General features: G+C 41.0%; 17 protein-coding genes. 7 read left to right on the top strand and 10 right to left on the bottom strand.

The genetic code is table 11. The annotated features are described in order from the left end of the window. The first annotated feature begins 205 nt into the window (after positions 1 to 205). Both ORI98_RS00545 and ORI98_RS00540 read left to right on the top strand, forming a co-directional pair. Positions 206 to 994, top strand: coding sequence for a VacJ family lipoprotein (locus ORI98_RS00545; RefSeq protein WP_306133847.1), 789 nt, complete (start codon positions 206 to 208; stop codon positions 992 to 994). A gap of 44 nt (positions 995 to 1038) precedes the next feature. Continuing rightward, positions 1039 to 2172, top strand: a complete 1134-nt coding sequence (locus ORI98_RS00540) for a response regulator (RefSeq protein WP_306133846.1) — start codon at positions 1039 to 1041, stop codon at positions 2170 to 2172. Positions 2173 to 2443: 271 nt separating this feature from the next. Here ORI98_RS00540 and ORI98_RS00535 read toward each other — a convergent pair whose 3' ends face one another. The 3 genes from ORI98_RS00535 to ORI98_RS00525 all read right to left on the bottom strand — a co-directional run bounded on the left by ORI98_RS00535 (position 2444) and on the right by ORI98_RS00525 (position 5034). After that, entirely contained in the window at positions 2444 to 2809 is a 366-nt protein-coding gene (locus ORI98_RS00535; RefSeq protein WP_306133845.1) for a cytoplasmic protein, read from the bottom strand. 225 nt (positions 2810 to 3034) lie between these two features. Continuing rightward, entirely contained in the window at positions 3035 to 4183 is a 1149-nt protein-coding gene (gene yiaY, locus ORI98_RS00530) for an L-threonine dehydrogenase (RefSeq protein ID WP_306133844.1), read from the bottom strand. Positions 4184 to 4410: 227 nt separating this feature from the next. Beyond that, positions 4411 to 5034, bottom strand: a complete 624-nt coding sequence (locus ORI98_RS00525; protein WP_306133843.1) for a peptidylprolyl isomerase — start codon at positions 5032 to 5034, stop codon at positions 4411 to 4413. 214 nt (positions 5035 to 5248) lie between these two features. Here ORI98_RS00525 and ORI98_RS00520 point away from each other — a divergent pair, with 214 nt between their 5' ends. Both ORI98_RS00520 and ORI98_RS00515 read left to right on the top strand, forming a co-directional pair. After that, the gene (locus tag ORI98_RS00520; protein WP_261297991.1) at positions 5249 to 6538 is read left to right on the top strand and encodes a DEAD/DEAH box helicase; all 1290 of its coding nucleotides are present in this window, start codon (positions 5249 to 5251) and stop codon (positions 6536 to 6538) included. Next, positions 6535 to 7611 (top strand): GTP-binding protein, encoded by a 1077-nt coding sequence (locus tag ORI98_RS00515; RefSeq protein ID WP_306133842.1) that lies wholly within the window; start codon positions 6535 to 6537, stop codon positions 7609 to 7611. The genes ORI98_RS00520 and ORI98_RS00515 overlap by 4 nt, the downstream gene beginning before the upstream one ends. A gap of 54 nt (positions 7612 to 7665) precedes the next feature. On the opposite strand, the gene ORI98_RS00510 is transcribed toward ORI98_RS00515, so the two are convergent. The 4 genes from ORI98_RS00510 to nadK form a co-directional block, all read right to left on the bottom strand. Then, complete coding sequence (locus ORI98_RS00510; protein WP_306133841.1) at positions 7666 to 10944, bottom strand: GGDEF and EAL domain-containing protein; 3279 nt, start codon at positions 10942 to 10944, stop codon at positions 7666 to 7668. 303 nt (positions 10945 to 11247) lie between these two features. Further along, the gene (locus tag ORI98_RS00505) at positions 11248 to 14061 is read right to left on the bottom strand and encodes an FAD-binding and (Fe-S)-binding domain-containing protein (protein ID WP_261297988.1); all 2814 of its coding nucleotides are present in this window, start codon (positions 14059 to 14061) and stop codon (positions 11248 to 11250) included. A 71-nt stretch (positions 14062 to 14132) separates the two neighbouring features. After that, on the bottom strand, positions 14133 to 15788 hold the full coding sequence (locus ORI98_RS00500; protein WP_306133839.1) for an L-lactate permease: 1656 nt from the start codon (positions 15786 to 15788) through the stop codon (positions 14133 to 14135). 372 nt (positions 15789 to 16160) lie between these two features. Next, on the bottom strand, positions 16161 to 17039 hold the full coding sequence (gene nadK / locus ORI98_RS00495) for an NAD(+) kinase (RefSeq protein WP_261297986.1): 879 nt from the start codon (positions 17037 to 17039) through the stop codon (positions 16161 to 16163). A 158-nt stretch (positions 17040 to 17197) separates the two neighbouring features. Here nadK and grpE point away from each other — a divergent pair, with 158 nt between their 5' ends. Next, on the top strand, positions 17198 to 17812 hold the full coding sequence (gene grpE / locus ORI98_RS00490; RefSeq protein ID WP_261297985.1) for a nucleotide exchange factor GrpE: 615 nt from the start codon (positions 17198 to 17200) through the stop codon (positions 17810 to 17812). Between the two features lie 107 nt (positions 17813 to 17919). On the opposite strand, the gene dxs is transcribed toward grpE, so the two are convergent. From dxs to xseB, 3 genes are read right to left on the bottom strand one after another with little or no spacing between them, the layout of a single operon-like run. Further along, positions 17920 to 19785 carry a 1-deoxy-D-xylulose-5-phosphate synthase gene (gene dxs / locus ORI98_RS00485; RefSeq protein WP_306133838.1) on the bottom strand — a complete coding sequence of 622 codons (1866 nt, stop codon included), beginning with the start codon at positions 19783 to 19785 and terminating at the stop codon, positions 17920 to 17922. 18 nt (positions 19786 to 19803) lie between these two features. After that, entirely contained in the window at positions 19804 to 20685 is an 882-nt protein-coding gene (ispA, locus tag ORI98_RS00480; protein WP_306133837.1) for a (2E,6E)-farnesyl diphosphate synthase, read from the bottom strand. A 31-nt stretch (positions 20686 to 20716) separates the two neighbouring features. Continuing rightward, positions 20717 to 20947, bottom strand: a complete 231-nt coding sequence (gene xseB / locus ORI98_RS00475) for an exodeoxyribonuclease VII small subunit (protein ID WP_261297982.1) — start codon at positions 20945 to 20947, stop codon at positions 20717 to 20719. A 237-nt stretch (positions 20948 to 21184) separates the two neighbouring features. Between xseB and pomA the strand changes: the two genes are divergently transcribed. Continuing rightward, positions 21185 to 21952 carry a flagellar motor protein PomA gene (gene pomA / locus ORI98_RS00470; protein ID WP_261297981.1) on the top strand — a complete coding sequence of 256 codons (768 nt, stop codon included), beginning with the start codon at positions 21185 to 21187 and terminating at the stop codon, positions 21950 to 21952. A 3-nt stretch (positions 21953 to 21955) separates the two neighbouring features. Further along, complete coding sequence (locus ORI98_RS00465; RefSeq protein WP_261297980.1) at positions 21956 to 22882, top strand: flagellar motor protein MotB; 927 nt, start codon at positions 21956 to 21958, stop codon at positions 22880 to 22882. Positions 22883 to 23044 lie beyond the last annotated feature (162 nt).

The raw sequence follows: 23044 nt of genomic DNA, 5'->3' as shown, positions 1-23044 counted from the left end.
TGCGATTTATCAAGGCTACAGTATCCTTAGCGGCTTGAACGCTTTTTAGAGTTAATAGTCAGTTCGACTTATTTAACCGCCAAGAATTGAAATCGAGATTAACTATCTCAATATTTATCGACTTGAACAATCATTGCTTTAATAAAAACGACAAAAATAGCAGTTTGTTTATTAGCTTTAGCCGTTGTCTTTTTAAGAGAGTGTTATGACGAAGTATAAAAGGATGTTGCTTCCTTTGTTGTTGCTTAATTCGTGTTTAGCAGCTGCAAATGAGCCAGACAATAAGCCACTGCAAACAGATGATGTCACCCCTTCGGTTACCGTTACCTATAATGATCCGCGCGATCCTTTTGAAGGATTTAACCGCGCGATGTGGGATCTAAATTATTTGTATTTTGATAAGTATTTATTTAGACCTTTGGCGCATGGTTACAATGATTATATTCCCCTACCAGTAAAAACTGGGGTTGATAATTTTGTCCGTAATTTTGAAGAGCCCAATTCGATGGTGAATAATGCGCTGCAAGGCAAGTGGGCTTGGTCTGCTAATGCGGGTGGACGTTTTACCATAAACAGTACCATCGGACTTTTAGGCATTGTTGATGTCGCAGAGATGATGGGAATGCCACGTAAAGATGATGAATTCAATGAAGTCCTCGGTTACTACGGCGTGCCAAATGGTCCTTATTTTATGGCACCCTTTTTAGGACCTTATGTTACGCGTGAACTCGCGTCAGATTGGGTTGATAGTCTATACTTTCCTTTGTCTGAGTTTACTTTTTGGCAATCAGCATTGAAGTGGGGATTAAAAGGCCTAAATACCCGCGCAGCAGCCATCGATCAGGAAAGGTTATTAGATAATGCGCTTGACCCATATACCTTTGTAAAGGAAGCCTTTTTTCAGCACATGGATTATAAAGTTTATGATGGTAATGTGCCTCAAAATCAACAAGATGATGAGCTTTTAGATGAGTATATGGATGAGCTAGAATAGCCAGAGACTATAACTCTGGCAGGTTTTCATCTGTGGAGTTGTGTATGGCGCTAACAGATATATCAGTTTTATTCGTTGAAGATGACCCCATTTTCAGTCAATTATTGACAGACTTTTTACACAGTAAAGGGGCTGTCGTTAGACATGCCAGTAATGGCAGACAAGGTTTGGATTTATTCAGTGAGCTTAAGTTTGATATTGTCATAGCTGATCTCAATATGCCTAAATTGGGTGGTTTACCCATGTTACGACAAATGATGGCCATTAATGCTAATGTGCCCGCTATTGTTATCTCTGGTAACGATGTTATGTCTGATGTGGTTGAGGCATTACGTATTGGCGCTTGTGATTACCTTGTTAAACCTGTCGCTGATTTATTTATTATTGAGGCCGCTATTGAGCAGGCGTTAAGTCAATCGGCGCAACATTCAGCCAAAGTGGCTTATGATCCAACGGATGTTTTCGCGCGTCAGCTGGCTGAATTGTCCTACCAAGAGTTAAACGACAACCTATTAATGTTAGAGCAAAGTGCTCACGCAGCTAAGAATGTCCAGCAACAGCTTTTCCCTTCATCCCACATTCAATATCCCCATGCATCGATTGATTACAGCTTATTCAAAAACAGTGACGTCAGTGCTTATTTTATTGATTCCACTATGGTGGGTGAAAAACATCTTATTATGTATATGGCGCATTTTAATCCTGAAGATAATAGTGCTGCTTTTGGTTGTGTTTTGCTGAGTAGTTTTATCAATCAGAAGCTGAAAAATTTTCGTACAGGCTCAAGTAATACGCTTATTTGCCCTACAGAGATGTTGAACTATTTGAATGCTCGAATGGTGGGGTCTGGGCTACACATCATTACTGATATGATTTATATCTGTGTTGATTTATCCCATTACGAGGCAACAATCGCTCGCGCAGGTACAGGATTAAGGTGTTATTTACGTAACACCACAGGTTTATTACCTTTAGCATTACCTGACTGCCAGCCTATCGGCTCTGTATTGTGGAGTAAACCTAGTGTGCAGAAACGACAACTGGCTGCGGGGGAAAATCTTTGTATTGGTACCCATCATCAAGAACATCAACAAGAATTACTTAACAATCATTTTAAAGGGTTAGTGTTTGATGAAAACACCCATGCTGGTGGTTTTATGCAACTTGATTGTGGTTAGTTCTTTCTCAAAATCAGTACAAAAAAGCTTAGTATTTACTAAGCTTTTTTTGTTTATTTTAACGCAGGCTGATCAACTAATCTCAGCTTGGGATAATAAACGCTGACCAAACAGTGCTTTGTCATGCTAACTGCGTTTCATTAACGTGCAACAGGCCAGCTATTGACGTGTTAATGTGCCTTGTTTTCAAAACAAATGACAAGTTGGCTAAAAAACTAGCTAAATCTGTTGAGTTCAGCTTATTGAGCCCATCTATTAACCCGAGTTGAGGTTAACTAATTTTTTCGCAGCGTTGCTGATAATCCTGGATAAGATGAGTCATGATGTCATTCACCGACGCATCTTGACAACAATTATCCAAGTAAACCTTAAATGTCACTAAGCCATGACCATCGTGCTTCAAACGGCTGCTTTGCATTGCAAAGTAAGCTTCTTCTTTATCGGCTTTACGAATTGTAATACCGTAGATTTCAAATAGTTTACTACCAGCATTGTTATGCCATTTGGTGATTCTGTCTAAGGCTATTTCGCAAGAATGGTTAACTTCGATGTGATTCTGCCAACTGGCTTGTTTGTCATTTTGTTGATAATGAGGGCAACGAACGGTGTAATTGTGAACATGAGTAATCGCTGTCATGGTGAGTACCTTTTTTTTTAAGTTGATTCATCATAGACCTTAAATTCATTAGGGGTCAATCGATATTATCAGAACTGAGAGGTAGGTTCGCTTTTACTAATGTATCTTCTAACCAGTTGTTGGTAAACAAAATTTAACCAATAAAAAGCCCGCGGGAGTGCGGGCTTCAGTGGCATCACTTAGCTGGCTTATATGTGCTGAGAGATGTTATATTTTTGCAAAACGTTATAATGCAGCTTGGTAAATTTGGCAAATTTCATCAAAGCTAGCTTGTTGTGGGTTGGTAAAACCACAAGCATCTTTAAGTGCATTTTCCGCAAGAGTAGGAATATCTTCAGCTTTTACTCCCAACTCTGTCAGTGTTGCAGGAATATCTACTGATTCAGATAAATTCTTAATTGCTTCTATAGCAAGTTTAGCTGCTAACTCTGCTGATAACCCATTGGTATTTTCGCCCATTGCTTTGGCTACATCGGCTAAGCGCTGAGGTACAACTTGGGCGTTATAGCTTTGCACGTGAGGGAGTAAAATTGCATTACACACACCATGTGGCAAGTCGTAGAAACCGCCTAGTTGATGCGCCATCGCATGTACATAACCTAAACTTGCATTATTAAATGCCATGCCGGCTAAAAACTGTGCATAGGCCATTTGTTCGCGAGCATCAATGTTTTGCCCATCCTTAACCGCATTTACTAAATTAGCTTTAATGAGTTCAATCGCTTTAATGGCACATGCATCAGTGATCGGATTTGCAGCAATTGACACATAAGCCTCAACAGCATGAGTCAGAGCATCCATACCTGTAGCTGCGGTTAGTGATGCCGGCTTATCAAGCATTAGCTCTGGATCATTGACGGACAAAATTGGTGTGGTGTTCTTATCAACAATGGCCATCTTAATGTGACGGGCTTCATCGGTGATAATACAAAAACGCGTCATTTCACTGGCAGTGCCGGCAGTGGTGTTGATCGCTACTAAAGGTAATTGCGGTTTTGTTGAAACATCGACACCTTCATAATCTTTAATTTGGCCTCCGTTTGTTGCCACTAATGCGATGCCTTTAGCGCAATCATGTGGAGATCCGCCGCCCAATGAAATAATGAAATCACATTTATTGCTATTCAATAAGGCTAAACCCGCTTCAACATTGCCTGTTGTTGGATTTGGTTGAACACCATCAAAAATAGACACTTGGATACTTTCAGTTTGTAGCTTATCAGCAACTTTGGCGACTAAACCAATTTTGACTAAAGGTTTGTCTGTCACGATAAGCGCATGCTTAAATCCAAAGCTTTTAATGTCTTTAACGGCTTCCTCTACGCTGTTTTGACCTAAGATATTAACGCTAGGAATAAAAAATTTTGTCGCCATGGTTGTTACCTCTACGGATTATTTTATCTGTAGTTAACATACCAATGTCATTGAGCAGTATTTGTGAGCAATATCAAAGAATAGCGCTGTTAATACTTATTAAGGAGTAGTTTTGTTACGGAGCCGAAAGTTTTGTAAGAAATGAGATAGGAAGAGTAGTTGTGTACAAAAGAGAAGAGAGATCTTTTATACACAACTCATATCAGAAAAAAATAAACCCAGACCGATTAACCCGGGCAGTCTGCCTCAGTGATGCTGTTAATGACAATTTCCTCAACAGGGACATCGGTGAAAGTGACGCCATTTTTTTGTACTGAAGCTGTCTTTACAGCATTCATAATGTCAACAACTTCCATACCCTCAACAACTTTACCAAATACCGCATATCCACCTTGACTGGGGTAATTTAAATTGTCGTTATCATGGATATTAATAAAGAACTGACTGGTTGCTGAATCTGATATTTGGGTACGTGCCATTGCGATAGTACCGCGGTCATTTTTAAGACCTACGCTTGACTCATTTTTAATCGGGTCAAAGGTAGTTTTAGCATTTAGCCCTGTTGTAAAACCACCACCCTGATTAACAAAGTTATTCGCAATACGGTGGAATAGGGTGCCGTCATAAAATTTATTGTCGACATATCGGCTGAAATTCGCCGCAGTAATCGGCATATTGGTGTTATCAATACCTAAGGTAAATACTCCCATAGTGGTATCTACGGCATAACAAAGACTAACCGTTAACTCAGGTGCAGGTGCGGGAGGGATTGTAGGTGTTTCGGGCGATGAGTCAGAACCACCACAAGCAGTTAAACCGAAAACAGCAGCGGCAATTAAATAGTGTTTCATACATTCCTTTATGAAATTGTTATAAGTTTGCGAGTATATTTGCTGTTTTGGCGTATAGATTCAACAAAAAACACTTAATGGATACAAACTGTTACCTTGAACAGTCTGAAGCTCTGTTGCTTTTTAACGCATGGGTAGCTGATTTTTCTGAGTTTCTGGTTAATTCGGTATACAATACGCGATTGCTAATTCTTTTTACTGTGTAGAGTCTGTTATGTCATTTTTATCGCTAGGATTAAAGCCTGAAATTCAACAAGCACTTGCTGAGATTGGCTATGTGACCCCCACGCCAGTTCAGATGGCCGTGATCCCACTGATCCAAGCGGGCAAAGATGTTTTGGCTAATGCCGAGACTGGTACAGGAAAAACAGCTGCGTTTGCATTGCCATTAATCGAAATGCTTTCGAATGTGGATGTAAATAATATAGAAAATAGTCAGTTATCCGTGCTGATCATGACGCCAACGCGCGAGCTTGCTATTCAAATTGAACAGAATATTGTTCAATATTGCCAACATTTGACGCTGAAAAGTGTGGCGGTTTATGGCGGGGCGAGTATTCGTCCACAGCTTGGAGCTATTAGCCAGGGCGTAAGTATTTTAGTGGCGACACCTGGTCGACTGTTTGATTTAGTCGGTCAACATGATTTACAACTGGATACCGTGAAGTATTTGGTTATCGATGAAGCAGATCGCATGCTTGATCTTGGGTTTGTTAAAGACATCGAAAAAGTGAAGCGTTTAATTAGCCGTAATCATCAAACCATGATGTTTTCAGCAACGTTTTCTGACGAGATTAAGCTGTTAGCAGACAAGATGTTAATTGAGCCTGAATATGTCAATGTTGCTATGGCGACGACAGCAACCACTGTGTCGCAGTTAGGTTATCAAGTCGATAAACGTCGTAAAGCAGAGTTGCTGTCTGAATTGATCGGTAAACATAATTGGCAACAAGTGATGGTATTTACCAGCCGTAAAGAAACCGCTGACCACCTTCAAAAAGAATTAAGTTTAGACGGTATTAAAAGTGCGGTGTTCCATGGTGATAAATCTCAAGGCGCACGTAATAAGGCGCTTGAAGAGTTTAAATCGGGAAAATTGCGGGTGTTAGTCGCAACCGATTTAGCCGCAAGAGGACTGGATATTCAAGCGTTACCGCGGGTGATTAACTTTGAGCTGCCTGAAGAGCCAGAAGATTATGTGCATCGAATTGGTCGCACTGGGCGAGCTGGATTATCAGGTGAAGCAATTTCACTGGTGAGCCCGCAGGAGCACGAATTTCTCGCTGCGATTGAAGAGGTTATTGAGCAAAAACTGCACTTAAGCGTGGTGGCTGGCTATGAGCAAGGTGCGCCGCTTCCTGCTCGCTATCGTGAGCAGGACATAGAGCCTGCTAAGGCCGTTAAAAAACACGGGCGACCTAATCGTAATAACCGTTCTGGCCAGTTTGATAAAGATTCTGGTAAACCGCAGCGTAAAGGTAAGTACAGTAAAGCGAAAAAATGATAATTAACCCTGTAAAAACCAACATAATCACAGGCTTTTTAGGTGTGGGTAAAACCAGTCTGATTAAGCAGCTATTGAATCAGAAACCTGAACATGAGGTTTGGGCTGTGTTGGTGAATGAGTTTGGTGAAATCGGCATTGATGCAGGGTTAATCAATGGTGCTAGCCAAACGGGTGTAGTGATAAAAGAGGTGGCTGGTGGCTGCCTTTGTTGTGCAGCCGGAGTGCCAATACAGGTTGCCATTAATCAAATAATTCAACGGGCTAAGCCAGACAGATTGTTAATCGAACCAACAGGACTCGGTCATCCTCAGGAAATGATTAACGTGTTGTCAGCCCCGCATTATGCTCAGGTGATAAATTTGCAAGCGAGTGTGTGTTTAATTGATGCCCGTAAGCTTGCAAATCCCCGTTATCGTGACCACGCTACTTATCGCCAACAATTGTTGATAGCCGATATCATTGTTGCCAGTAAAACCGAGCTTTATCAACATAATGAGTTAGAGGTGTTGGATGATTTTCTTCATCAACTAGCCATTAGTTCTAGGGTGTTGCAAGGCGGCGATTACTTCCAATCCAGTGCATTTATCCATGCAATATACGCAGGATTAAATACTCCCGCTCGAAATAAACCATCTAAGGTTAATCCCTTACAGCGCAGTTCACTTTTGAATAGCGCTACAGCAGGATCTAATGTGTGGTTTAATCAAGCTGATGATACACCAACACCTGCTTTGATGGAGGGTGAGGTGGTATGCAAACTCAATCAAGGTGAAGGTTGTTACAGTATAGGCTGGCTTATAAGCGCCAGTGTGACCTTTAATTTTGATTTATTGCTGCAATGGGTTGAGGCATTTAAACGCCCGGATATTATCCGATTAAAAGCGGTGATGATTACCCTAGATGGCATATTAGGGATCAACATGGTTGATTCAATATTGCATTTATCAGAGCTAGATGAGGCTGTGGATTCTCGTTTAGAAATTATCACAGAACAACCACTTAATAGTGCTGAGTTACAACAATCGTTACTGGCATGTATTGAAAATGACGATAACAATGTCTTATTTTAAATTTTACCGTTTTTAATTAAATTCATTCAATTTAGTGTGAATCAAGTCTTACGATTAATTCTTATTAGAATATTGCTGCCAGCTAACTTCAGGTTGCCAGCTTTCTATCCAGAGGGGGATCTCCTCTGCGGGCATAGGTTTTGCTATGGCATATCCTTGTGCGAAAACACAGCCTAATTCCAAAAGTGCGATGCCATGATCAATAGTTTCAACACCTTCAGCAATCACATCTCGTTTAAATGATTTAGCGAGTAAGACTACACTTTCTATAATCGCTAAATCCTCGGGATCAATTAACATATCGCGGACAAATGTTTGGTCTATTTTAATGACACTTGCGGGTAATCGTCTTAAATAGCTTAATGAGGAATAACCTGTGCCGAAATCATCTAGAGCAAAGTTTACCCCGAGTTTTATACAATTCTGCATGGTTTCGGATATTTTTAACAAATCACCTAATGCACTCGTTTCCAATACTTCTAATTCTAGATCTGTTGGTGGTACTTCTGGGAATTGTGATAAAAGTGCGCTTAATCGAGCAGGGAAGTCATTACTCTGTAACTGCAGCGCGCTGATATTGACACTGACAGGAATATTTAAGCCCATAGTTTTCCATACTTTGATTTGTTGTAATGCCGTTTTAATGACCCATTCGCCTATTTCGATTATCAGTTCATTATTTTCAATGAGGGGAAGAAATTCATTTGGTCCGATAATTCCCCTTTCCGAAGATTGCCAACGAATTAATGCTTCAACGCCGATAATGTTACCCGTCTGCATATTTACTTTAGGCTGATAAAAAAGTCTAAACTCAGATTGGTCTAGTGCATGGCGAATTTGTTTTAATTTTTCGTGTTTTAACACAATGGCAATATTTTGTTCGTTATCAAATAAATGAAAACGATTTTTACCATGCTGTTTTGCTATATACATTGCTTGATCAGCGTTACGAATTAGTTGGTCTGCATCCAGTCCATCTTTAGGATAAATTGATACTCCAATACTGGTAGAAACTTCTAATTTAATGCCGTTGATGACTACCGCCTCAGATGCTGCCTCTAAAAGTCTATTTAAGATGGGCTCACAATCTGACACTGTTGTGATGTTTTCCATGATCACGACAAATTCATCCCCACCAATACGTGCGAGAGTATCTTCATCACGTAATGCTTTTTTCATCCGAGTTGAAATCAAAATTAATAATTGATCGCCAACATCATGACCATGGGTATCGTTCACTATTTTGAATTTGTCTAAGTCAAGAAATGCAACGCCTATGAGGGTCTTTTGTCGCTGACAACGGCTCATAGATTGAGTTAATCTATCTGCCAGCAATGTTCTATTGGGTAAGTTGGTTAATGTGTCAAAATGGGCTATGCGTTCTAAGCGAGTTTGGTATTCTTTAATTGCAGAAATGTCATTAAACAGGCCTATGTAGTTTTTTACTTTACCCAAGCTGTCTATTACCGCACTTATTGTGAGCATCTCAGGGTAAATATCTCCATTTTTACGCTTATTCCATATTTCTCCGGTCCAGAAACCTTTTTCGTGAAGCGTTGTCCACATGTTTTTGTAAAATTTTGATGTATGACGTCCAGATTGAAGAATTCGAGGATGTTGATTAATCACCTCATCGAATGTGTATCCTGTCACGGTAGTGAATGCCTCATTGGCATCAATAATTGTACCAGAAGAGTCAGTGATGATGATTCCCTCTTTAGCATAAGTAAATACACTTGCTGCTAGCTTTACATCTTCATCAGCTTTCTTTTTCGCGGTGATATCCTGATGTGTGCCAGACATGCGAACCGGTTCACCATCAATAGTCCATTCAACCACACGGCCTCTATCAAGAATCCAGACCCAATGACCATCTTTATGGCGCATCCTAAATTCTGATTCATAGGTTTCAATTTCGTTTATAAAACAGAGGTGAACCAGTTCATTAGTCTTCAGAGTATCATCGGGATGTAATAGGTTTTTCCATGTATCAATAGTGATAGGTTTAAGTTCTTCAAGCGTAAAGCCCAGCATCTCACACCATCTTTCATTTAATACAAAATCACCAGTGTGAATATTCCATTCCCAAGTACCTAAGTTGGCGGCCCATAGTACTTCGGCATAACGCTGACTTTGTTCACGAAATTTTTTTTCTGCTTCATGTAAAGCAATTTGATTTAGTCTATTTTCAGTTACATCTTGGATTAAAGATGTCATACCAACCACATTACCTTCAGTGTCTAAATCTGGCGTATTGTGCCACTCACAAATAATGGTTCGACCATCTTTGGTCAGGTTTTTATTGATGCTTACTGATGTCTTATTACTTTTAAACTGTGATTGACAGTTAGTTTTAATATTGACACGAATGTCTTCAGGAACTAATAAATCTAATAATGAATTACCTTTTACTTCCTCTAGTGAATAACCAAAAATTTTTTCTGCAGACTTATTCATATCAATACAATTTGAGTTTTTATCCCAGCAAATGTAGCCCAGAAGGGTATTTTGGATATGATGAGTCAGTTTTTGTTTACTTGCCTGCAGCTTGAATGCGATATTCTTTCGTTCAGTTATGTCCCTAAGGAGCCCCATGTAACCTTGAATTTTGTTATCAACATCTTTAATGATAACCCTGCTGGTTTCAGCTATTACTATGCTCCCATCTTTACGCTTGTAATTAGCTTCACAGGATTCAAGCGTCTCTTCTGCTTCGGGGTTAAAGTATCTGTGACCGTATTGTTCATATTCTTCATTAGAGGCATAAATTATTAAGACGTTTTGGCCTACTAATTCTTGTTTACGGTAGCCCAATAATTTTTCTAAGCCTTGGTTTATCGAAATAATACAGCCTTGAGGGTCAACAAAAACACAGCCATCAGACACACAGTTAAAAATTGATGTAAATAATTTTTCATTGTTTAAAGATGAGATTTTTGCTTCATTCAATATGCGCAATGACTCTTCACGCTCTCGCAATTCCCTGGGGATCCAATGATTGATTAATAGCCATATTACTAGTAAACCTGCGGCAATATTGATGGTTTTAGGAAGGATAAGCAGATTGGGTTGTGACAGTAATTCATGAATGGAATTTGGGAGTAAGCCATACATAGAGTTGAAATACAGACCAAAATAAACACTTTCAATGATTGTTCTAATTGCATCAATAGTAAGGATCATCAGTAAAACGGTAATTGTTCCACCTAAAACACCTTTTATTGCCTTTAACTGTTTTATTTTTTGCAGGTAAATACCCACTATGACTAACCATAAAATGGTAAGAACCCAGTATGACATTGAAGTAATAAATTGAGAGGTTTCTATTTTCATATGATTAATTTACTTATTTTTAGCTCATCCTGAGATCACGCTAGTTAATATCCGCTATTTCTGTCGAGTCAGTCAAGTTCATGATTAATTATAGGTTTAATATGCAAATATGACAGAAGTGCAGCGATAAAAACATTAAACTATAGGCCGTAGGTTTCATGAAGAAAATGCCCCTGAGATTATGCAGAATAAAATGATTTATTAGACTAGGGCAGCATGGTACGCAGTATTGAGGTATTGTTATTTCGGGGGTAAAAAGAAGGGCCAGTCAAATGACTGGCCCTTTGTTTAAGTTATTAACGTTTAACGAGAACTTTCTTCAACTAAATATGCTAAATGGCGATAAGAAATACCGCTGTGTTGGGTTAAGCCAACTTCACACATTCGATTAGCGTAATAACCTTCTTTCGCTTCTACAGGTAGTAACTTTTTAATGTTACGCAAAGCACTGGCGTTTATTTCAGGTTTATAAAGCCCTTTCTCTCCAGCGTAACCGCAACATTCAATACCTGCTGGGCGAATAATGTTTTGCGCACAAGCTTCTGCAATAGCCATCATTTTAGGTTCAACTTTCATGTGTCTGGCACTACAACCTATGTGCAACGCCACATTAGATTTCTTGTTGATAGTCAATTTAGGTAAAATATCATCATGGATGAATTCAACTAAATCGACAATTTTGACATTTCCGCCAACATTATTATCTTGTAATGTCCGCTTGGTGCAAGACAATCCATCGATAATGACAGGTAAGGTACCACCTTGAGTGAGTTTGCTGACTTCATCAATAAGCTCTTGGCGTTTGGCATCCGCGTTTTTAAAATCACCCTTTGACTCCCACATTTGACCACAACATAAATGGCGCGTGTTGTCTGGGGTAATGACGTTATATCCAGCACGTTCTAATAAGGTCATTGTCACTTCTGATAATGTGCGATTATCAGGATCTTTTGGCGTTGGGCCAAACGTTCTGCCACCACAAGCAGGGAAATACACCACAGTTGGTTGACCTGTTTTATGTGCCGGAGCCTTGGCTACATTGCCACCTTTAGCAAAATCAGGGTTCCAATAAGGCACTTCTTTGGTGATCATACGACCCACATTCATTACTGAGTTAGTAATAGTCGCACCAGTAAGTTTATGGATAGTGCCAAGAATATTGAAACCAGTACTGATAGCGCTATTTACCAGGCCAAAATGGTTGGCTTGGAAGTCTAATACTTTTTGTTCTGTGGTGGTGATATAGGGAGTACGTAATTTACGTACAAGTTTACCCATGCTGTTGTCTACTGGGCAGGCAATAGTACATAGCTGGCAGGCTGCACAGGTATCGATGACATCGTATTTTGAGCTAGCACGCATTTCAGCAGCCGCTTGTTTTTCACCAACTTGTTCTAAGCGTTCAATTTCTCGTAATGTGGCGATACGTTGACGAGGTGAAAAATTAAGTGCCGATGTTGGGCAGGTTTTTTCACAAAAACCACATTCGATACATTTGTCGACAAAGTCATCTACTACAGGGCATGGCTTGATGTTTTTAACGTGAATTTCGGCATCATCATTTAAAATAACCCCTGGGTTTAACAACCCTTGAGGATCAAAAATATGCTTAATTTGCTTCATCAAAGTATAAGCATCAGCGCCCCATTCCATTTCAACAAATGGTGCGACCGCTCGTCCAGTACCATGTTCCGCTTTCATTGAGCCATCGTACTTATTGATAACCATTTCTGCTACATCCTGCATAAACGCATGGAAGCAATCAATATCGGCTTGGGTAGAGAAAGTCGGGGTGATAATAAAGTGAAAGTTACCCGCAAGCGCATGGCCATAAATGACCCCTTCAGGGTAGCCATGTTTATGGAACAATGTGGTTAAATCCGCAGCGGCAGCAGCAAGGTGTTGTAATTCAAATGCCACATCTTCAATAATTACTGACGTGCCTTTAGGGCGTGCGCCACCAATAATTGGGAATAAACCAGAACGCATCGCCCAGTATTTACTAAATACTGCAGGATCAGCACTGAAGGTGATAGGACGTTCAGTTTCAATATGGGCAATTTTATCTTTAACTGTTTCAGTGTATTCAACTAAGGTTTCGTGGTCATTAGCACGACACTCAATCAATAAAATCGCCGCGCCTTCAGGTAGTGATGCTAGCCAATCTGGCATACCAGGTTTACCCGTTACCGCTTTGATTGACGCCCAGTCTAGTAGCTCTACCGCAGCAACTGCATCAATATTTAATGGGGGAACAGCACGTGCTGCATCTTCCATATTGAAAAATACTGCCATGGCTGAAGCTTTAAATTTAGCTTCTTCAACCGTGTGGTAGGTGACTTCATTAACGAAGGCTAAGGTTCCTTCAGAACCCACAATAAGGTGGTTAATGATGTCGAATGGGTCACTATAATCAATTAACGCATTGATGCTGTAACCCGTAGTGTTTTTGATTGAAAACTTCTTCTTAATCCGCGCCGCAAGGGTTGGATTATTTTGGGTCATTTCGGCTAAGTCCATTAACGACTTAACTAATTCGCCATGGGATGCGTTAAATGCTGCTTTTGACTGCTCACAGCCGGTATCTAGTTCAGTACCATCAGCAAAAATTAGCTTTACTGAGTCGATAGTTTGATAAGAATTTTGTGCAGTACCACAACACATGCCAGAGGCATTGTTTGCCACAATACCCCCAATTTTGGCAGCATTTAATGTTGCAGGATCTGGACCGATTTTTTTATTCAATGGCTTTAATGCCGCATTGGCATCAGCACCAATCACCGCCACACCGAGTGTTATTTGCTCACCATTTTCGCTGATTTCAATCTTTCTGAAACCATCATGACCAAGAATAAGTAAAATGCCTTCACCAATAGCTTGGCCAGACAAACTGGTACCAGCCGCACGGTAAGTTACCGGCGCTTGGTATTTGTTGGCAATTTCAAGGGTCGCTTTTACTTGGTCGATATCATCAGCATGAACAACGATTTCGGGGACAATTCTGAAGTAACTTGCATCGGTTGACCAAGCGAAACGACGCACTGGATCGTTGCTAACAGCATCTTTGCCTAGCTTAGCTAATAACTCATCCATGACGATTTGATAATTAATAGTCATATTTTTCTCTCATTTTTGCAATTTAGTAAATCAGCAAGTAGCTATGATAGCTACTTGCAATGAGTTAAATATTAGAAACCACCCCAGACAAATGCGATTGTTCCGGCAGTGAAGGCGTAAAGAAGGGCAACGGGCATTGTTTTACGAATAATCTCTGATTCTCTACCTGCCATGCCGACGACGGTTGCGGCTGCAACAACGTTCATGACACACATCATGTTACCGGCATTAGCACCAATGCCTTGTAGGGCTAATGCCATAGCGTGGTTCATACCAATGTTATCTGCTACTGAATATTGTAAACCTGAGAACATCATGTTTGAAAATGTCGCAGAGCCTGACAAGAAGGCACCAAAAATACCGACAACGGGTGATACCCAAGCCCAAACCGAGCCCATGGTGTTGGCTAATAAATCAGCTAAAGCAACAGGCATTGAGGCTAAGCCAGAGCCATTAGCACCAGAGTTTAAAAAGATTTTTACCATAGGTACTGATGCACCTAATGAAATAATCGTTGGTAACATCGAAGTACACGAAACGGTAATCGATTGTTTAATCGCTTTTGGTTTCATTTTGAATAAGAAGAACCCAAGAATACACACTAGTACAAAGAAAATACCTGGGGCATAGAAAGTGGCAAAACTTGCTTTTAATTCAGTGCCCATGAGGCCTGTCCAACTGATGTTGAAGCTGTTTAACCAATCTTTAAATGGTGCTACTACACGAGACAGCACTAATAGTGCCGCCATAATGATATAGGGAGACCAAGCCGCAATTTGTGAAAACTTAGCTGGCTCTGCGGCAACAGCTTTGTCTTCTGTGTCATCTTTTGCATCATTTTCAGCAAAGTCATTCCAAGGTGTAGCCGGTAATAACCAACCTTTCTTGGCCACAGGGATAACAATTGCCATACCCACTAATGCACCTATAACTGAAGGGAACTCAGGGCCGGCGATATAGTTAATTAACCATGCTGGTAAGGTGAATGCGAAACCTGCAAACAATGCAAATTTCCAAATTTGTAAGCCTTCTTTAAATGAGCGATTACGGCCAAAGAAACCGGTTAATACGGACACGAGAACTAATGGTACTAGCGAGCCAGTAATCAAATCGATGGTGATCATGTGCATAGCGATGAATTGAGCATAATCAACAAAGCTACTGCCATGTTGAGCAATTTGCGCTGACGCCATAGACACGCCATTTTCCATTAGGCCCTGTTCCATACCAAATAGAACCGGTAAGCCAATTGCACCAAATGATACTGAAGTCGAGTCAGCAATCAATGCAACAACGGCTGCGGCAATAGGCGGTACGCCAAGTAAAACAAGCAGAGGTGCACCAATTGCCGCTGGGGTGCCAAAACCAGCAGAACCTTCTATGAATGAACCAAATAACCAACAGATGATGATAACTTGAACACGGGCATCGCCACTGATGTTAGTGAAGCCTGCGCGGATAGTATCCATCGCGCCAGAATATTTAAGGGTATTTAGTAAGAATACAGCACCGAAAATAATTGACAGTGGCGTGATTGCCGACAGTAAACCTTCAACCACAGAAGCGGCTAAAATAGTGGAGTCCATTTGCCAAATAAACAGGGCGGCTAGACCGGTTGCAACCATCGATATCGGCATTGCTTTTGATGCCGGGAGTTTGAGTAAAACAAGAAAAACCATAACGCTTATAATAGGCGTTAAGCTCGCGAGTAGCTGTAAAGTAGTCATGAATACCTCTTTGCTTGTATAGTACTAATTAAGGTCTGAATTTTATTTGAGTTATTGATTTATGCTTCAATCTTGCGCGAAGTGAGTGTAATAGACTGTATTTTGTGACTTGAGTACTTGATCAAGATCATCTTAAAACAAGACTGTCACCTGTCTCACCGTTATTGCGACAAGGATCGGTTTTCACTATTCTCATGTGTGATTTAAATCACGGTATTAAAGGTGGTGAACTGTGAGGCAACTTTACTGAATATTAGCGAATATGAATGTGAAGTAACTCACGAGGTGAGCAATCAAGGTGATAAATACTGGTTATTATCACCTTGATTAGCTGTGCTGATAGGGGGGAGAATAAGCGCTGCTGCATTTTGTTTAAAACAGTTTACTTCCCCAGCCTAATTTATTACGTAGTACGTGAAAATAATTGTGTCCTTTAGGATGAATAAGCCGTAACTGTTCACTTGAGCGACGAATGATAATTTCATCCCCAGGTAAAACGGCTAAATGAACATGACCATCACAACTGACTTCAAGATTCTCACCGTTATCGGGTGAGACCACTAATTTGATAGTGCTACAAGCATCGACCACAATAGGCCTGCACGATAAGGTGTGTGGAAACATAGGAACGAGTATCAGCGCCTGTAGGTTCGGGGTTAATATGGCCCCGCCTGCTGATAATGAGTAAGCGGTAGAACCCGTTGGCGTGGAAATAATCATCCCGTCAGCACGTTGGCTATACATAAACTGCTCGTCAATGTAGACCTCAAACTGGATCATATGAGCAATTTTACCTGGGTGCAAAACCGCTTCGTTTACCGCGGTATTACTGGAGGTGATTTTGCCATAGCGATGTACTTCAGCTTCTAACAAAAATCGGTGTTCTGTTTCAAACTCACCATCTAACACATTAGCCAAAGCATCTTCAAAGTTATCAGGAGGTAAATCAGTTAAAAAACCCAAATTACCTCGGTTAACACCTATCACGGCTACATCAAAGCGTGCCAAGACTCTTGCAGCGCCCAGCATATTACCGTCACCGCCGACGACGATGGCCAAATCACAATGCTCGCCCATGTCTAGTAAGTCCATTGAGGCAACATCATTACCTAGTTCAGCCGATACGCGAGATTCGACGATGACTTTATAGCCTTGCACTGATAGCCAATGATGCAAACGTTTTAAGGTTAAGTTTGTACCTTGGTGATGCGGTTTGCCGATAAGGCCGATAGTATTAAACTTTTTGGTCATATTGATATTTGTTGGCCTTAAAAGGCTTGAAACGCCAAAATTGATCCCCATAATATACCCAAACGAATTAAAAGTGTCAGTGTGGCGGTAATTATTCTGCATCTGGCATGTTTCAATTATGATTACCAAAAAAATCGCATTTTTTAGCTGGAGTGAAAATGAGCAACGAGTCAAACTACGATCCACAAGATATCGAGACTAAAAATCAAGTGGAAGAAGGTACAGTCATTGAAGCTGATGAAGCGAGCTTAATGGATGAGTTAACCCAAGCAAACTTTCGCATTGAAGAATTAGAGCAATTATTAGCCGCTTCAGAAGCGGCATTAGCTGAACGTAAAGATGTTGAAATACGTGCTGCCGCTGAAACGCAAAATATTCGAACTCGTGCCGCCAAAGACGTTGAACAGGCACGTAAATTTGCCTTAGAAAAGTTCGCCAACGAGTTGCTACCTGTACTAGATAATATGGAGCGCGCTTTACAAGGGACTTCTGCTGAAAATGAAGCGACTAAAGCGTTATACGAAGGTGTTGAGTTAACCATGAAAGGTTTCTTAAGCTCAGTCGAAAAATTTGGCGTTGTGCAAGTTAGCCCGTTAGGTGAAACCTTTAACCCAGAGCATCATCAGGCAATTGGCATGCAACCCAGTGCTGAATATCCTGAAAACACTGTGATGTTAGTGATGCAAAAAGGCTACATTTTAAATGATCGTCTTTTACGCCCAGCAATGGTGATGGTATCGCAAGGCGGAGCCAGTATCGATACTCAAGCATAATTCATTTATTGTTAGTCGAATAATGTTAATGGATAAATGTAAAAAAGGGCTGATAATTCAGCCCTTTTTTTGTAGTTAATGATTATTCAATACAACCAGCACAAGCGTTAATTGATATAGTCTCTGATCTGTTGCTCAATGCCTGCGGCATCAAGCTTTAACTCACTGATAATCTCATCTGGTGCGCCGTGTTTGATAAACTCATCAGGCAAACCAATTTGCAGCACAGGCTTAATGATTTTAAGCTTCTGTAATACTTCCATTACGCCACAGCCCGCACCACCCATAATGGCGTTTTCTTCAACCGTGACTATGATGTCATGGCTGTGTGCCAATTCAGTTAGCAACTCAATATCGAGTGGTTTAGCAAATCGCATATCTGCTACCGTCGCATCAAGAGCTTCAGCGGCTGTTAAAGCTGCTGCTAACGTTGTACCAAAATTAACAACCGCGATGTTTTTACCTTTACGTTTAATAACCCCTTTGCCAATAGGTAAGGCTGTCATTTGCTCGACCTGTTCAGCGCCCGTAGCGCTACCTCTAGGATAGCGAACCGCTGTTGGACCGTCTTGATAACAATATCCGGTATATAACATTTGACGACATTCATTTTCATCAGACGGCGTCATGATCACCATGTTGGGAATGCAGCGCATAAAGCTTAAATCGAATGCACCTTGATGAGTAGGGCCGTCGGCGCCGACAATACCACCACGATCGATAGCAAATAATACAGGTAAACGTTGTAATGCCACATCATGAATGAGTTGATCATAACCACGTTGTAAGAAAGTGGAATAAATTGCTACAACAGGTTTTAGGCCTTGGGAAGCCATACCCGCAGCCAGTGTCACAGCATGTTGCTCTGCAATGGCTGCATCAAAATATTGTTTAGGGAAACGCTGAGAAAACTCAACCATACCAGAGCCTTCACGCATAGCAGGGGTAATGCCCATTACACTTTTATCTTGCTCTGCTATATCACATAGCCACTTTCCAAAAACCTGTGAAAAAGTAGGTAAGCCAGGCTTAGTTGCCGGTTTTTTAAATTGGCTTGGGTCAAATTTAGGCACCGCATGCCAGCCGATAGGATCTTTTTCTGCAGGTTCATAACCACGACCTTTTTTGGTCATAATGTGCAGAATTTGTGGTCCTTTAAGGTTGCGCATATTACGCATGGTTTCGACTAGGGCATCAACATCGTGACCATCAATAGGGCCTATATAGTTAAAGCCAAGCTCCTCAAAAAGCGTACCAGGAACGACCATGCCTTTTAAATGTTCTTCAGTTCGCTTGGCCATTTCTTTAATAACAGGCATGCCTTTTAGCACTTTTTTACTGCTTTCACGAATGGTGGTGTAAAAGCGCCCTGACATTAATTGGGCTAAATGATTATTAAGTGCGCCAACGTTTTCAGAAATGGACATCTCGTTGTCATTTAAGACAACTAGCATGTCATTGTGCAAGTCACCAGCATGGTTTAGCGCTTCAAACACCATACCGCCGGTCATTGCACCGTCACCAATGACAGCAACCACTTTACGGCCGAGGTCTTCTTTTTCTGCAGCAATCGCCATACCCAGAGCTGCACTCACTGACGTCCCAGAGTGGCCTACGCTGAATGTGTCGTATGGGCTTTCCTCACGCCACGGAAAAGGATGCAAACCATTTTTTTGACGAATAGTGTGCATATGCTCGCGGCGGTCAGTTAAAATTTTATGCGGATAAGCCTGATGGCCAACGTCCCACACCAATTGGTCAAACGGTGTGTTATAGACATAATGAAGTGCTACGGTTAATTCAACCGTACCTAAACCAGAAGCAAAATGGCCGCTCGACATGCCTACTGATTGCAGTAGAAATTGGCGTAACTCATCTGATACCTGTGGCAATAAGCCTTGCGGTAGTTTTCTAAGTTCTTCTGGTGTATTGGCTTGGGCCAACACAGGATATTTAGAATTATCGAAACTCATAGTGAGATATCTGTCTTATTATATTCTTCGCACGATAATATATCGGGCAAAGTCTGCAATTAACTGGCTATTGTATGGCAATTTAGTCAGTTCTGATAGGGCATCATCAACAAGCTGCTGTGATGTCTGTTTAGCCCCCTCCAAACCCAATAGTTGGGGGAAGGTACTTTTATTCGATTGTTCATCACTACCTTGTGGCTTACCGAGTTCCTCGGTGCTGGCAATGATGTCTAAAATGTCATCTTGCACTTGAAAAGCAAGACCAACATGATGAGCGTAGCCCATTAAAGCGGCATAATCACTTTTGCTGGCATCAGCCGCGATTAACGCCATTTCAACGGCACAACTGATTAATGCGCCGGTTTTTTTGTTGTGTAATTCAGTCAGTCTTGCTAATTCGATACGCTGATTGGTGGCACTAAGATCAATCGCCTGGCCACCGCACATGCCTTGATAACCAGAGGCTTTGGCTAATGACTTTACAATGGCTAATTGTTGCTTAGGAGATAAACCGTCAATTGGAGTACTGATTATATCGAAAGCCAAGGTTTGTAAAGCATCGCCAGCAAGTATTGCGCTAGCTTCGTCAAAAGCAATATGCACAGTAGGCTGACCACGACGAAGGCAATCATCGTCCATGGCGGGCAAGTCATCATGAATTAACGAGTAGGCATGAACGCACTCAATTGCCGCGGCAAGGTTATCTAAGGTAGTTATCGGTACATTGAGCAGATTACCCACACTGTAGACCAGAAATGGCCTAATACGTTTACCACCTAATAATGCACCATGAGTCATGGCAGCTTTTAAAGTGGGAGCGGCATCATCCAGATTATGTAAGTGTTGGCGTAGCACTTTATCAACTCGTTGTTGATAAGTCTTTATTGCATCTGTTAACACAGGATTACCTCAAAATACGGCTAAAACAATGTTATTGTTCAATGTCTAATGGTGATAATGTGTCTTTTTCATCAAGAAGAATGGACACTTTTTGTTGCGCTTGTTCAAGTTTAGCCTGACTTTGACGCACAAGTTTAATACCACGTTCAAATTGCTTTAATGCATCATCAAGGGAAACTTCGCCTTGTTCTAAATTTGCTACAATGGTTTCAAGCTCATTTAATGATTGTTCAAAACTAAGATTTTCAGGTTTTTTCGCCACGTTTACAATTCCTCTTGTTCAGCGTGTGACAAGGTATATCAGCCAAGCTTTAGGGTCAAATACAGACGCTGGATATTTGCTCAATAGCACGCTTTGTTACTGAAATTTGTTTAGAAAGTTGAAAATCGAGCTAAACTAGAAATGATTTTGACCGATAACATAATAAGATTATGCTTACCTTAGAGATAATTAGGCATTAGCACATCAAGCAGAATTGACTGCATTTGAGGAGAAGTTGTGGATTTAGCAACCTTGATAGGTATTATTGGCGCTTTTGCTTTTATTATCGGCGCTATGGTCACCAGTGGTGGCATTGGCTTATTTATCGACGTACCGTCAATTCTGATTGTTGTGGCAGGTTCTTTGTTTGTTGTGATGATGAAGTTCAATCTCAAGCAATTTCTTGGTGCAGTTAAGATTGGTTTGAAAGCGTTTATGTTTAAAATCGACAAACCTGAAGACTTAATTGAACAGTCAGTTAATATGGCCGATGCTGCGCGTAAAGGCGGTTTTTTAGCCTTGGAAGAAGCGCAAATTAGCAACACGTTTATGCAAAAAGCCGTTGATATGTTAGTTGATGGTCATGATGGCGATGTTGTACGTAATGCCTTAGAAAAAGACATAGCATTAACCGAAGAACGCCATAAATCTGGTATTGGTATTTTTAAGGCAATGGGTGATGTTGCACCTGCGATGGGGATGATTGGTACCTTAGTCGGCTTGGTTGCGATGTTATCTAACATGGATGACCCAAAATCAATTGGTCCTTCTATGGCGGTAGCCTTGTTAACCACACTATATGGCGCGGTAATCGCTAACATGATAGCCATTCCAATGGCCGATAAATTGTCGCTGCGCATGAATGAAGAGTTATTGAACCGTAATTTGATCATGGATGCCGTGTTAGCGATTCAAGATGGCCAAAACCCGCGAGTCATTGAAGGCTTTTTGAAAAATTACCTTGCTGAAAAACAGCGTAAGGTCGATACAACGGACGGAGAGTAATCCATGGCCAAGGCCAAATGTGATTGTCCACCCGCAGGCGCACCTATGTGGTTAGCAACCTTTGCTGATCTTATGTCGCTATTAATGTGCTTCTTCGTGTTACTGCTGGCATTCTCTGAAATGGACGTAATGAAGTTTAAGCAAATTGCGGGTTCAATGAAGTATGCATTTGGTGTACAGAATAAAGTTGAAGTAAAAGATATTCCTAAAGGCACATCGGTTATTGCGCTTGAGTTTCGCCCAGGACGTCCAGATCCCACCCCTATTGAGATTATTAACCAGCAAACCAATGAAATGACCCAGCAAACAATTGAGTATCAAGCTGGTGAAGAAGACAGTGCTGGTGGTGTTCAAAAACAAAATGGCGCTCAGCGTGGTGGTAATGCCAGTGCTACAGCGCAAAAAGAAGCTGAAGCCGTTAAGAAAGATGCCGCATCAGCGCAAGACAATATCAATGAAGAACTTAAAAAAATGGCTGAACAATTGAATGAGCAAATTGTTGACGGAGCCATTGAGTTAGAGTCTTTAGGTCAGCAAATTATCATTCGTATTCGAGAGAAAGGCTCGTTTGCATCAGGCTCAGGTTTTTTACAACCCAAATTTAGACCTATAGTCCGCTCAATCGGTGAGTTATTGAAAGATGTACCAGGTGTTATTACGGTTTCAGGCCACACTGATGGTGCTCACATAAGTAACGAGCTTTACAGTTCTAATTGGGATCTATCAAGCCAACGTGCCGTTGCAGTAGCCCATGAGTTAATGAAAGTGCCAGGTTTTGACGAAAGCCGCATGAAAGTGATGGGCGAAGCATCCAATAATCCGCTGGTACCAAATGACAGCAATAGTAATCGAGCTCGAAATCGTCGCGTTGAAATTGCTATTGAGCAGGGTAAACCCAAAGAGTCTGATGAGATTAAAGTGATCCAATAATATGATTTAGTTAGGGAAGTTTTATTTGTTACCGCGCAGTCATTTGGCTGCGCTTTTTATTTGGTTCACTTTTTTCATTTCAGTGTTTGACCGTTTAATTAAGATACACTTTTATCGCCTTGCATGATCTGTGTATAACCTGCGAATGCCGCGTGAATGTTA

The sequence above is a fragment of the Shewanella sp. ULN5 genome (assembly GCF_030731885.1).
In the GTDB taxonomy this organism is placed as follows: domain Bacteria; phylum Pseudomonadota; class Gammaproteobacteria; order Enterobacterales; family Shewanellaceae; genus Shewanella; species Shewanella holmiensis.
Note: the sequence above shows the minus strand (reverse complement) of the source record. Positions and strands in the feature narration are given on the sequence as shown.

Excerpts from the sequence above, each read along its gene's own strand:
- ORI98_RS00545 (WP_306133847.1), top strand. The coding sequence starts at position 206 with ATGACGAAGTATAAAAGGATGTTGCTTCCTTTGTTGTTGCTTAATTCG.
- ORI98_RS00540 (WP_306133846.1), top strand. The coding sequence starts at position 1,039 with ATGGCGCTAACAGATATATCAGTTTTATTCGTTGAAGATGACCCCATT.
- ORI98_RS00535 (WP_306133845.1), bottom strand. The coding sequence starts at position 2,809 with ATGACAGCGATTACTCATGTTCACAATTACACCGTTCGTTGCCCTCAT.
- yiaY (WP_306133844.1), bottom strand. The coding sequence starts at position 4,183 with ATGGCGACAAAATTTTTTATTCCTAGCGTTAATATCTTAGGTCAAAAC.
- ORI98_RS00525 (WP_306133843.1), bottom strand. The coding sequence starts at position 5,034 with ATGAAACACTATTTAATTGCCGCTGCTGTTTTCGGTTTAACTGCTTGT.
- ORI98_RS00520 (WP_261297991.1), top strand. The coding sequence starts at position 5,249 with ATGTCATTTTTATCGCTAGGATTAAAGCCTGAAATTCAACAAGCACTT.
- ORI98_RS00515 (WP_306133842.1), top strand. The coding sequence starts at position 6,535 with ATGATAATTAACCCTGTAAAAACCAACATAATCACAGGCTTTTTAGGT.
- ORI98_RS00510 (WP_306133841.1), bottom strand. The coding sequence starts at position 10,944 with ATGAAAATAGAAACCTCTCAATTTATTACTTCAATGTCATACTGGGTT.
- ORI98_RS00505 (WP_261297988.1), bottom strand. The coding sequence starts at position 14,061 with ATGACTATTAATTATCAAATCGTCATGGATGAGTTATTAGCTAAGCTA.
- ORI98_RS00500 (WP_306133839.1), bottom strand. The coding sequence starts at position 15,788 with ATGACTACTTTACAGCTACTCGCGAGCTTAACGCCTATTATAAGCGTT.
- nadK (WP_261297986.1), bottom strand. The coding sequence starts at position 17,039 with ATGACCAAAAAGTTTAATACTATCGGCCTTATCGGCAAACCGCATCAC.
- grpE (WP_261297985.1), top strand. The coding sequence starts at position 17,198 with ATGAGCAACGAGTCAAACTACGATCCACAAGATATCGAGACTAAAAAT.
- dxs (WP_306133838.1), bottom strand. The coding sequence starts at position 19,785 with ATGAGTTTCGATAATTCTAAATATCCTGTGTTGGCCCAAGCCAATACA.
- ORI98_RS00465 (WP_261297980.1), top strand. The coding sequence starts at position 21,956 with ATGGCCAAGGCCAAATGTGATTGTCCACCCGCAGGCGCACCTATGTGG.